The 11,611-nt window shown below is 71.9% G+C and carries 11 protein-coding genes; 5 read left to right on the top strand and 6 right to left on the bottom strand.

Translation table 11 applies throughout. The features are described 5' to 3' along the window. Positions 1 to 170 precede the first annotated feature (170 nt). A complete protein-coding gene (locus ACSW7Y_RS05350; protein ID WP_438125297.1) occupies positions 171 to 2,402 on the top strand; it encodes a cytochrome c oxidase assembly protein in 2,232 nt (743 codons plus the stop codon). After that, entirely contained in the window at positions 2,399 to 3,703 is a 1,305-nt protein-coding gene (locus tag ACSW7Y_RS05355) for an ATP-dependent DNA helicase (RefSeq protein ID WP_438125298.1), read from the top strand. The genes ACSW7Y_RS05350 and ACSW7Y_RS05355 overlap by 4 nt, the downstream gene beginning before the upstream one ends. 188 nt (positions 3,704 to 3,891) lie before the next feature. Here ACSW7Y_RS05355 and ACSW7Y_RS05360 read toward each other — a convergent pair whose 3' ends face one another. Continuing rightward, a complete protein-coding gene (locus ACSW7Y_RS05360) occupies positions 3,892 to 4,374 on the bottom strand; it encodes a DUF4383 domain-containing protein (protein WP_438125299.1) in 483 nt (160 codons plus the stop codon). Positions 4,375 to 4,657: 283 nt separating this feature from the next. On the opposite strand from ACSW7Y_RS05360, the gene ACSW7Y_RS05365 reads away from it, so the two are divergent. After that, complete coding sequence (locus ACSW7Y_RS05365) at positions 4,658 to 5,470, top strand: phosphatase PAP2 family protein (protein WP_438125300.1); 813 nt, start codon at positions 4,658 to 4,660, stop codon at positions 5,468 to 5,470. A gap of 195 nt (positions 5,471 to 5,665) precedes the next feature. On the opposite strand, the gene ACSW7Y_RS05370 is transcribed toward ACSW7Y_RS05365, so the two are convergent. Both ACSW7Y_RS05370 and ACSW7Y_RS05375 read right to left on the bottom strand, forming a co-directional pair. Then, entirely contained in the window at positions 5,666 to 7,129 is a 1,464-nt protein-coding gene (locus tag ACSW7Y_RS05370; RefSeq protein ID WP_438125301.1) for an FtsX-like permease family protein, read from the bottom strand. Then, positions 7,126 to 7,545, bottom strand: a complete 420-nt coding sequence (locus ACSW7Y_RS05375; protein WP_438125302.1) for a hypothetical protein — start codon at positions 7,543 to 7,545, stop codon at positions 7,126 to 7,128. Before ACSW7Y_RS05375 ends, ACSW7Y_RS05370 begins: the two co-directional genes overlap by 4 nt. Positions 7,546 to 7,728: 183 nt before the next feature. Here ACSW7Y_RS05375 and ACSW7Y_RS05380 point away from each other — a divergent pair, with 183 nt between their 5' ends. Next, a complete protein-coding gene (locus tag ACSW7Y_RS05380) occupies positions 7,729 to 8,868 on the top strand; it encodes a CE1758 family FMN-dependent luciferase-like monooxygenase (protein WP_438125303.1) in 1,140 nt (379 codons plus the stop codon). Between the two features lie 262 nt (positions 8,869 to 9,130). Here ACSW7Y_RS05380 and ACSW7Y_RS05385 read toward each other — a convergent pair whose 3' ends face one another. Both ACSW7Y_RS05385 and ACSW7Y_RS05390 read right to left on the bottom strand, forming a co-directional pair. Beyond that, positions 9,131 to 9,490, bottom strand: a complete 360-nt coding sequence (locus ACSW7Y_RS05385; protein ID WP_438125304.1) for a DMT family transporter — start codon at positions 9,488 to 9,490, stop codon at positions 9,131 to 9,133. A 1-nt stretch (position 9,491) separates the two neighbouring features. After that, positions 9,492 to 9,806, bottom strand: coding sequence for a DMT family transporter (locus tag ACSW7Y_RS05390; RefSeq protein WP_438125305.1), 315 nt, complete (start codon positions 9,804 to 9,806; stop codon positions 9,492 to 9,494). 71 nt (positions 9,807 to 9,877) lie between these two features. Between ACSW7Y_RS05390 and ACSW7Y_RS05395 the strand changes: the two genes are divergently transcribed. Then, positions 9,878 to 10,456, top strand: coding sequence for a TetR/AcrR family transcriptional regulator (locus tag ACSW7Y_RS05395; RefSeq protein ID WP_438125306.1), 579 nt, complete (start codon positions 9,878 to 9,880; stop codon positions 10,454 to 10,456). 46 nt (positions 10,457 to 10,502) lie between these two features. Here ACSW7Y_RS05395 and ACSW7Y_RS05400 read toward each other — a convergent pair whose 3' ends face one another. After that, complete coding sequence (locus ACSW7Y_RS05400) at positions 10,503 to 11,465, bottom strand: helix-turn-helix transcriptional regulator (protein WP_438125307.1); 963 nt, start codon at positions 11,463 to 11,465, stop codon at positions 10,503 to 10,505. Between the last annotated feature and the right edge of the window lie 146 nt (positions 11,466 to 11,611).

Here is an 11,611-nt window from a genome sequence, read left to right on the forward strand (position 1 = left end):
TTCTGCTGGTGGGAGGGACGGCTGCGGCCGTCCCTTTCGCACGTCCGGCATCCGCCCCCCGTCGGCCTCCGACGACCGTCCGCCCTGCACCGGCCTGGAGGCACGCATCGCCGCCCACAGGTCGCCGCGGCGGATTCTGTGACCGGGTGGGCAACGCCTAGGCTTGTCGGGTGAACCGGATCGCGCGCTCCATCGGCCCCGCCGTGCTGCTGCTCGCCGCGTTCTTCTCCCTGTTGGTCGCGCTCGTGATCGGTGGGGGAGCGAACCCCGCGCTCATCGCCGACCCGGGCGCGGTCGTGCGCTTCGGTCTGCCGATCGCTCGGGTCGTGGTCGACCTCGCCGCAGCGGCCACCATCGGCGGGCTCGCCCTGACGACGATCGGGCTCTCGCGCACCGCTCCGGAGTGGGACCGCGCGATCGACGTCGCCGCCGCGGCCGCCGGTCTCTGGACCGTGGCGAGCGTCGTCGCGACGTTCTTCACGTTCCTCAGCGTCGCGGGGTCGCAGGTCTCGCTCGACGAGCAGTTCGGGCAGTCGATGGGGGTGTTCCTCACCGGCACGGACCTCGGGCTCGCCTGGCTCGTCACCGTCCTCGTCGCCGCCTCCGTGACGGTGCTCTGCTTCGCCGTGCGCGGGCGGGGCATGGTCGCCCTCACCGCCGGCGTCGCGATGATCGGTCTCGTCCCGCTCGCGCAGCAGGGGCACGCCGCCGGCACCGCGAGTCACGACGCCGCGGTCACCGCGCTCGGGCTGCACCTCGTCGGCGCCGCGCTGTGGGTCGGCGGACTCGTGATGGTCGTCCTCGTCCGTCCGGTCCTCGACGGCGACCGTCTGCCGCTCGTCGTCGGCCGGTACTCGAGCATCGCGCTCGGGTGCTTCGTGCTCGTCGCGGTCTCCGGGACGGCGTCGGCGCAGATCCGTGTCGGTTCGTTCCCGAACCTGCTCACACCGTACGGCGTCCTCGTGCTCGTCAAGATCGCGGCCATCGTCGCGATGGGGGTCATCGGTGCGGTCCAGCGGCAGCGGACGATCCGTGCGCTGACCGCTCGGCCCGGGCGCAGTCGTGCGTTCTGGGTGCTCGTCGTGACGGAGCTCGCGGTCATGGGCGTCGCATCCGGGTTCGCCGCGGCACTCGGCCGGACCGCCACCCCGACGGACCAGATCGCACTGAGCAAGACGACCGACCCGACACCGGCCGAGCTCCTCACGGACGATCCGCTCCCGCACGCTCCAGGCGCTTGGGGCTGGCTGACCGCGTGGAACATCGACCTCTTCTGGCTCATGGCAGCCGTCCTGCTCGCCTCGACCTACGTGGCAGGGGTGGTCCGGCTGCGTCGTCGCGGGGAGGCCTGGCCCGTCCGGCGCTCGGTCGCGGCGGGCATCGCCGTCGTGTGCCTCGTGATCGCGACCTCGGGCTCGCTGCACACCTACGACCGCTTCCTCGTCTCCGCGAACGTCGGCGCCCACGTGCTCCTCGGTCTCGTCGTCCCGGCACTCGTCTGGGCAGCCGCACCCGTGCAGCTCGTCCGGACGGCGGTGCACCCGCGTCGCGACGGGAGCACCGGCGTCCGGGAGTGGACCGACATCCTCGTCGACAACGCCGCCGTGCGGTACCTCGTCCAGCCGTTCCCGGCGTTCCTCCTGCTCGCGGGCATCTGGTGGGCCTTCTTCGACACCCAGGCGCTGCGGTGGTCCGTGAGCGACCCCACCGGACGCACGGTCATCGACGCGGTGTTCCTGCTCGTCGGACTCGTGGCGGTGCCCGGGCTGCTGACCCCCGTCGCGGCGGGAGCGCAGCGGGCATCGTGGACGGCGGCCATCGTCCGGATCGTCGGCGGCATCGTGGTCGCGGCGGGTCTCGTCTCGCTCGGCATCGCGATGCAGGGGTTGCTCGGGCTCCTGCAGGCGTCGTGGTTCGGCGCGATGGGCCGGACGTGGGGGCCGGACCCGACCGTCGACCAGGCGCGTGCCGGGACGGTGCTCGTCGTCGCCGGGGTCGCGGTCCTCGCGCTCGTCGTCGTGGTCTCGCTCGTCCGGCTCCGGGGGGACGGGGCTGCGGCGGGCGTCGAGGCCGTGTCCGTGTCCGCGTTCGTGTCCGTTCCCGGGGCCGTTCCCGGGGCCCAAGCGTCGGACCCCGCGGCTGGCTCCGTGGTGTCGCGCCCCGTGGCGGACGACGCGCCCCGTGGTGCAGGGGCGCGACGTCCGTCCGGGGGCGCGACGTCCCGAACCGCGGGCGTCCCCGACGGCGACGACGACCCCGACGACGCAAGCGACGACGACTTCGACGACGCCAGCGACGACGGCGAGGCCGACCAGGCCGACCACGCGGTCGGGCCGGGCGCGGAGGCGGGGGCGACTCGCGCCTCCCGGCCAGGGGGCGGCCACGGGGCGGACGCACCGTGACCGTCGAGCTCAGCGCCGAGCAGCGCGCCGTCTTCGACTACATCGAGCACACACGTGACCACGTGTTCATCACCGGACGTGCCGGGACGGGCAAGTCGACCCTCCTGAACCACCTGTCCTGGAACACCGAGAAGCAGGTCGTGATCTGCGCGCCGACCGGGGTCGCCGCGCTGAACGTGGGCGGCCAGACGATCCACTCGCTGTTCCGGCTGCCGATCGGCCTCATCGCCGACGCCGAGCTCCGGCAGGGACCGGACACCCGCAAGCTCCTCAACACCATCGACACCCTCGTGATCGACGAGGTCTCGATGGTGAACGCAGATCTGCTCGACGCCATGGACCGATCGCTCCGCAAGGCCCGCGGGCGCCAGTTCGAGGCGTTCGGTGGCGTGCAGGTCGTCATGTTCGGCGATCCGTACCAGCTGCCGCCGGTCCCGGGCGACGGCGACGAGCGCGCGTACTTCACCGACCACTACCGGTCGATGTGGTTCTTCGACGCGAAGGTCTGGCTCGAGGCCGAGCTGCACATCGTCGAGCTCGCGACCGTGCACCGGCAGCGCGACGACGCCTTCGCAGCCATGCTCACCGCCGTGCGGCACGGTCGCGTCACCGCGGACATCGCCGGGCAGCTCAACACGGCAGGGGCTCGGCCCGCTCCGGACGACGCGATCACCCTGGCCACCCGGAACGACACCGTGGCGCGGATCAACAAGGCGGCGCTCGACCGGTTGCCCGGCAAGGTGAAGACCGCACGGGCCGACGTCAACGGTGACTTCGGCGGGCGGAACTTCCCCGCGGACGAGGCGCTCGAGCTCAAGCCCGGAGCGCACGTCATGTTCCTCCGCAACGACCCGGACCAGCGCTGGGTGAACGGCACGCTCGGCGTCGTGACCACGATCCGCGACACGGTGTGGGTCGACGTCGACGGGGAGTCGTTCGAGGTCCAGCCGTCCGTGTGGGAGAAGTTCAAGTACTCGTACGACCCGGACAAGAAGGAACTCAAGAAGGACACCGTGGGGGAGTTCCAGCAGTTCCCGCTCCGGCTCGCCTGGGCGGTGACGATCCACAAGTCGCAGGGCAGCACCTACGACCGCGCGGTGGTGGACCTCGGGAACCGCGTGTTCAGCGCTGGGCAGACGTACGTCGCGCTGTCGCGGCTGACCTCCCTCGAGGGGCTGTACCTGACGAGGCCGCTCCGGCCACAGGACATCATCGTGGACCTCGACGTGCGGCGCTTCATGTCCGAGGCGCCGCGGGTCGTCGCGACCGAGCTCGAGGCGCCGAAGCCGGCCGACGGCTGAGACGTCCGGGGCCGCCTGCGAGCCGCGCGCGAGTGCGTCTCCGTCTGTGTCGAACCACGAACACGACGTCGAGCCGAGCACCGTTGTCGGTTCGATGTCGTGTTCGTGGTTCGCCGGGACCGCACAGCCCCGCACGACGACGCCCCGCCGACCACGTGGGTCGACGGGGCGGCGGGGAACGCGGAGCGTCAGCCGTGGGCAGCCTCGGCCCGCAGCGCGTCGAGGTTGTCGCGATCGGCCCGGAGCGCGCGGAGGTTCTCGCGGTCGGCAGCGAGCGCAGTGAGGAGCAGCACGAAGCCGACGATCGCGTTGAAGCCGTTGTCGACCGCGTTCAGCGCGAACACGTTCGCGGAGGTGTCCATGAAGAGGAAGCCGTACAGCGCGAGCACCAGCAGGACGATGCCGGCGAGGAGGTTCAGGTTGCGGGAACCGATCGTGGTCCCGAGGCCACCGATGAGCATCGCGGCAGCCAGGAGCGTCCAGACGAGGCACAGCGCCGGGTTCACGAGGAACACGCCCCAGAGGTAGCCGCCCTCGTTGCCGAAGAAGGCGTGGCCGCCGTCACCCGCGAAGAAGAAGCCCAGGACTCCCCAGATCGCCAGGATCGCGCCGACTGTCAGGGCGAGGCCCCGGTTCGGAGAAGCCGTGATGCCCGGTTCCTTGACTGCCACTTCGGTTTCCTCCTCGTACACGGCGGGCGACGAGTACGCCAGCGCGTTGCCAGCAGGCCGTCGTTCCGCCGCTCTCCCAGCGTTCGACCTGCTCGTCAACGGTATCGTGTCGGACCCCGACCGACCGAATCCGACGGCCTGGCCGCCCCCGTCGGCGGGCCGCCCGCGGAAGCGGCCCACGAGCCGGACGACGACCCCTGTCAGCAGCACCCCGAGGAGGACCAGACCGGTGACGCGAACACCTGTGCCAGGCCCCGTCGTCTCGCGCCGGGGACGATGGGCGTTGCTCGCGGTTCTCGGGTTCGTGATCGTGCCTCTCGTGTACGCGGTCGCCGTCCTGACGCCGCTCGGCCAGCGGGCGGAGGACGCCGCGCTCGGCGGCGTCCGGGAGTCCGACCTGTTCGGGTCGGACACGGCACTCAACGTGATCTCGGTGCCGGTGATCCTGTTGCTCGTCGTCGTGATGGTCGCCGTCGCGTTCGCCCGGAGACGCCTGGCGGTGGGACTCGGAGCCGGCGTCGTCGTGCTCGCGTCGGCAGCGACCTCGACGTTGGTCAAACATATCGCCGTGCGCCCGGAGATCGCCCAGTCGACGACGCCGAACTCGTTCCCGTCGGGGCACGCGACGATCGCGCTCGCCGCCCTGTTCGGTGTGCTCATGGTCTCGCCCCGGCGGTTCCGGCCGGTCGTGACCCTCGTCGGCACCGCCTACGCCGTCTTCGTCGCGAACCAGACCGTCGTCTACGGCTGGCACCGGGTGAGCGACATCGTGGGGGCGTCGGCGATCGCGCTCTTCTGGGTCGGCGTGGTCCGCGCGGTCGGGCCGCGGGTGGATCGGGGCGAGCGCGGCGACCGTGACGGGCGCCGCGGACCGCGGCGGGTCGTGAGTGCCGGGCTGCTCATCGCCACCGGGCTCGCACTCGCGGTGGGCGTCGCAGCACTGGTGGTCGGCATCTCCGGGGCAGCGCACGACCACGCGGCGATCCTGCTCGCCGGCCGACTGGCGTCGAGCGTCAGCATCCTCGCCGTGGTCGCCACGGTGTGGTTCGCGGACGGGATGCACACCGCGCCCCGCACGGATCCGCTGGTCTCCTAGCGCTCGCGATCGTCACGGCCTGGTGACGGGCCGTTCCACCTCGCGGGATCCGGACGACGTTCGGCGACACCCGCGGGGGAGGGACACCCATCGGTGGACCACGAGCACGGAGGCGACGCATGCGGGAGCAGCATGCAGCGACCGGGGGTCAGCACACCCGTCGGCCGGCGGCGATGGTCGTCCGGCCGCGGGGGCTCACTCGTACTGGAGTGCGGCGACCGGTGCGCTGCGCACTGCGCGGGCAGCCGGCCCGACGGCGGCGGTGAGCCCGGTCACCACGGCACCGATGCCGACGGTCACGAGCACCCACGCGGGGACGACCGGTGCGATCAGCTGCGCCTCCGGGGTCGCCCCGAGGAGCGTGTAGGCACCGGACCAGCCGTACGCGGTGCCGAGCAGCACGCCGAGCACGACGGCGACGGCGATGGTCATGGCCGTCTCCGTGAGCACGAGCGCCCGGACCTGCCGCCGTGAGGTCCCGATCACCCGGAGCAGCCCGAGCTCCCGCGTGCGCTGCGCGATCGTGAGCGCGGTCACGACGACGACCCCTGCGGCAGCGATGACACCTGCCGCACCGGTCAGGCTCGCGAACAGCACCGCGAGCTGGTCGAACTGCTCCTCGATGCCGCGGTAGTACACCGGGTCGGCCTCGGACTGCAGGCGGAGCATCCGCGCGTAGGTGGTGAAGCCGACCGCGAAGGTCACCATGAGCGTCACGGCGATGAGGAGCCCGACGGTCGCGCGAGCCGTCCGGCGAGGGGAACGCATCGAGTTCCGGGCGGCCATCGCCCCGATGACGCCGCGCGACGCTGCGGCCGCGACGAGTCGGATGGCCGCCGGAACGAGCACGGGCGTCCCGATGACGACCCCGGTGAACGACACCGCACCGGCGACGACGGCGAGGAGCAGCGCGCTCACGCTCGTCGCGCCGAGCACGATCGCCACACCGATGCCGGCCGCGCCGAGGACGAACACCGCCGCGGCGACGAGCCAGCGCGCGCGTGCGGCGGGACCCCCGGGCACGCTCTCCTCCGTGGCGGCGTCGAGGGCGCGCAGCGGTGGGATCGACAGCACCGCTCGGGAACCGAGTCGGTACGCGGCCGTGGTGATCGTGGCGACCAGCACGGTGACGGGGACGACGGCGACCGGCAGGAACAGGCCGACCTCCGGGAGCACGGACGCGGCGGCGGCGAGGGTCAGCGCGCCGTTCGCGACGAGGACCCCGAGCACGGCGCCGAGGACCGAGCCGACGAGTCCGGCAGCGAGCCCTGAGCGGGCGATCTGGCTCCGCAGCTGCTCGCCGGTGGCGCCGAGGACCCGCTGCAGGGCGAGGCTCCGGGTCCGGCCCGCGATGACCGTCGCGCACGTGTTCGACGCGACGACGGCGCTGACGTACAGCGCGATGCCGATGAACACCCACGCGACCACGGGCAGGATCAGCGCGACGGTGCCGGACGCTCCGGTGCGCTCGCCGAGTTCGACGACGCGTTCGGCGGCGGCCGAGCCCGTGACGACGAGCGTGCCGAGCCCGGCGGACAGCGCCGCGACGCCGACGGTCGCCCGGTCGGCGCCGAGTCGCGGACGCCCCGGTGCAGGAACCCGGGCCCGACGCCGCGTCGGTCGAGGACGCGGCTCGTCGCGGTGCCGTGACGGGGTCACTCCTCGTCCTCCGTGTTGGGCGTCCACGCGAGCCACCTGGTGCCCTCGGAGGTCATCGACCAAGCGCCGCACTTCGTGACCTGCTCGGCGGCGTAGGGGTCGGGCGCCCCCGAGATCGACATCGTCGGAGCGGACTTCCGGGGCACCGTGGTGCACCGGTCCGAGGTCACGCCGTCCTTGCTGGTGAAGACCGTGCTGGACGGCGCGCTGCCCGAGCTGCCCTCGGTGCCGACCGTCACGGTGATGTCCTCCGCGTCCGCGGGCATCCAGGCCGGCGCGTCTTCGAGGTCAGCGCGTGTCTCGACGTGCGTCGTCGCCTCCCCCAGGGCGATGCCCGACAGCTGAGCGCAACCGGTCAGGGCGAGCGCGGCGACGGCGAGCGTACCGATCGCCATGGTCGTGGTCGAGTGGAGCATGGGGCGCCTTCCGTCGTGGTCTTCCCATGTTCCGGGAGCCCCCCGACATGTCACATCCGGCAGCGGGATGACGGCGCATCCACCACGAGGAGGACGCCGCTCTGGCGGGAATGCCTGGACGTGCGCTACGTTGTACCCAGCAAGTCGATGCAAACGCATTGAAATGGCGAAGGGCAGCACACCATGCAGTTCGGGATCTTCACGGTCAGCGACGTCACGACCGACCCCACCACCGGGACGACCCCGGACGACACCCAGCGCGTACGCGACATCCTCACGATCGCCGAGCACGCGGACCAGGCCGGGCTCGACGTCTTCGCGACCGGCGAGCACCACAACCCGCCGTTCGTCGCCTCGAGCCCGACGACGATGCTCGGGTACCTCGCCGGGCGCACGAAGCACATCACCCTCTCGACGTCGACGACCCTCATCACGACGAACGACCCCGTGCGCATCGCCGAGGAGTACGCGATGCTCCAGGTCATCTCCGACGGCCGGATGGACCTCATGATGGGCCGCGGCAACACCGGCCCCGTGTACCCCTGGTTCGGGCAGGACATCCGGCAGGGCGTCAACCTCGCGATCGAGAACTACGCGCTCGTCCGCCAGCTCTGGGAGAACGACGTCGTCAACTGGCAGGGCAAGTTCCGCACGCCCCTGCAGGGCTTCACCTCGACCCCGCGTCCGCTCGACGGTGTCCCGCCGTTCGTCTGGCACGGCTCGATCCGCACGCCGGAGATCGCCGAGCAGGCTGCTTACTACGGCGACGGCTTCCTGCACAACAACATCTTCTGGCCGATCCAGCACACCGAGCAGATGGTGGGCCTCTACCGGCAGCGCTTCGAGCACTACGGGCACGGTCGCGCGGACCAGGCGATCGTCGGGCTCGGCGGACAGTTCTTCGCACGGAAGAACTCGCAGGACGCCGTCGACGAGTTCCGCCCGTACTTCGACAACGCGCCGGTCTACGGGCACGGTCCCTCGATGGAGGACTTCACCGCGCAGACTCCCCTCACGGTGGGTTCGCCGCAGCAGGTCATCGACCGGTACGGCGCGATGAAGGACCACGTCGGGCACTACCAGCGCCAGTTGTTCCTGGTGGACCACGCCGGCCTGCCGCTGAAGACGGTCCTCGAGCAGATCGACATCCTCGCGGAGGACATCGTGCCCGAGCTCCGCAAGATCAACGACGAGGGACGCCCGGCCGACGTGCCGTCCGACCCGCCGTCGCACGCGGACCGCGTGGCCGCGGCCATGGCCGCCGGCACCGCGGGGAGTGACCACGTCGCCGCCGAGGACGAGTGGACGGGCGCGTCCGTCTGACGACGTGACCCTGAGACGGCCTGGAGGCGCGGTGCCAGCTGGCACTCCTCCCTCGCAGGCTCGGTCGGCGCGCCCCGCGCGACGCTTCGCGTCGCCGCTGAGCGGGGCGCGCTCCAGGCCGTCCGTCGGTCGCGTCCCGCGAGGCGCTTCGCGTCGCCGCTGAGCGGGGCGCGCTCCCGTCTGTCGGTCGTGTCCCGCGACCGGCGCCCCGAGTCTCGTGCTGAGCGACGAGTCTCGCGATCCGGAGCCCGAGTGATGTCACCTACGCCGAGTCTCGTGCTGCGCCGACCGAGTCTCGTGCCGGCCGAGCGGGCACGAGTTTGAGCCCGACGACGCATCCGACGATGCCGGCGATGAAGAGCAGCCGGAGGACCGTCACCGGCTCCGCCCCCGTCACCATGCCCCAGAGCACGGTCAGGACGGCACCGGTCCCGGTCCACACCGCGTACGCCGTGCTGATCGGGATGTGTCGGAGGACGTACCCGAACGCGCCGAGGCTCACCGCGATCGTCGCGGCGAACACCAGGCTGGGACCGAGTCTCGTGAAGCCGTTGCTCTCGCCGAGCGCGGTCGCCCACACGGTCTCGAGTGTCGCGCTGACGAACAGGACCACCCAGGCCACGTCAGCTCACCACCTTGAGGCCGACGACGCAGGCGACGAGTCCGAGGACCAGTGCCAGTCGGGCGAAGGACGCGCGCTCCTGTCGGCGGAGCACCGCCACGACGACGGTCAACGATGCCCCGATGCCGACCCACACGGCGTAGGCGGTGCCGACCGGGATGGCCGTCATGGCGTAGGCGAGGCCGACCATGCTCAGCGCCATGCCCGCGACGAAGACGATCGTCGGCACGACCCGCTTGAAGCCGTTCGATGCGCTGAGGGCGGTGGCCCACACGGCCTCGAGCACGCCCGACAGCACCAGGACGACCCAGGTCATCAGTGCTCCCTCCGGATAGTCGCACAAGTGTACGACAAAGAAGCTAGCACAGTCGTGCGAGCATGGCCCTCGTGGCCAGGAGCATCGACGTCGGAGAGCGACGCCGCATCGTGTCCGACGCCGCGGCGCGGGTGCTGGCCCGCAACGGTCTCGGCGCGCTGAGCGTCCGGGGCGTGGCGGCCGAGGCCGGACTGCCCCCGTCGACGGTCCGCTACGTGTTCCCCACGCAGTCGAGCGTCCGGACGCACGCACTCGAGACCGTGTTCGACGCGACGGCGCGTCGGGTCGACGCCGTGCCCGAGACGCTGCCGGACCGCGAACGAGCACGCCGGATCCTGCTCGAGCTGCTGCCCCTCGACGAGGAGCGGCTCGTCGAACTCGACGTGTACCTCGCGCTCGGCAACGCGGCCCTCACCGACCCCGAGCTCAGGCCCGCCCTCGACCGGGTCGTGTCGGACATGCAGGAGTGGACCGAGCGGATCGTCCACCTGGTCGGCGTGCCCGACGCTGCACGGGCGTACGAGGCGCGGCGCCTCCACGCCCTCATCGACGGACTGGCGATGCACGTGTCACGTCTGGCACCGGGGGAGTCCGCCGACTGGGCCGTCGGCCTGCTCGACCGGCACCTCGACGGGCTCGTCCCGCGCTGAGTCGGGCGCACCCGCTGAGTGCCCGTGCTCGGTCGGAAGCTCCTGCTCAGCGGCGCCGGAGGGTGTTCTTCGGGTACTCGCCGAAGCGCTGCAGGAACTCGCTCGAGAACCGGCCCATGTGGCTGAAGCCCCAGCGACGCGCGACGTCGGCGACCGTGGTCTCGTCGAGCGTGGAGCGGAGGAGGTCCTCGTGGGCACGGCGCAGCCGGACCTCCCGGAGGTACTGCATCGGCGTGCGGTCGAGCGCGCGTTGGAAGGACTCCTGCAGGCCACGGACGCTGAGGTCCGCGGCGCGCGCGATGTCCGACACCGTCAACGGCAGGGCGGCGTGCCCGTGGATGTACTCGACCGCTGCCCGCACCCGGCGGTTGCTCCGGGCGCCGAAGTTGTCGGGCAGCCTCGGCGCCTGGAACCGGTAGAGCCCGAGGAGCGCCCGGGCGACGCCGCGCTGTGCTTCGTGCCACGCCAGCGACTCCGCCCCGTTCTCGCGGAACGCGGTCACGGCACCGGCGACCGACCGCTGCCACTGCTGGATCGCGGGCGCGTCCGGCTCGACCCCGCGCTGGAACGCGAGCGTGCCGTCGACGAGGTACTGCTCGGATGCGACGTCGAGCACCAGGTCGCGGCGGAGGTGCACGAGCCGCTGGTCCCAGTCGCGGTACTCCATCTCGAAGCGCTGCTCGATCGGGAACAGGACGGGGACGCCGTGTCGCATGGGGGTCGCGTCGCGGTGGGTGTCGACGGTCGCGGTCCCGGAGTCGATCCACTGGACGACGACCTCGCCCTCGACCGCGACGTCACCGCGGAGGTAGCCGTGCATCTGCGAGCGTCTGATGCTCACGCGGTCGTCGCCGATGCCGGCATAGCGGTACCAGTAGTCGTCGTCGACGTGGGCGGAGTACCACTGTTTGCCGGCGTACATCCCGGCGAGGTCGCGGATCGCGGAGTCCGTGTCGCTGCCGGCCACGGACACGAGCGCCCTGGTGGTGGGGGTGCAGATGGTGGACATTCTTCCACTGTCCTCCCGCTGCACCGCTCCGTCGACCCCCCCCTGCGTGCCGCGGATCACCGCGGCGCGGTCTGCGGATGATCGCTCGAGGCGTCGCGTCCACCGGGACCGACGGACGGTCTGGAGGCGCGTGGCGGACCCGCCAC

It is taken from the genome of Curtobacterium flaccumfaciens, assembly GCF_051548005.1.
Lineage (GTDB): Bacteria > Actinomycetota > Actinomycetes > Actinomycetales > Microbacteriaceae > Curtobacterium.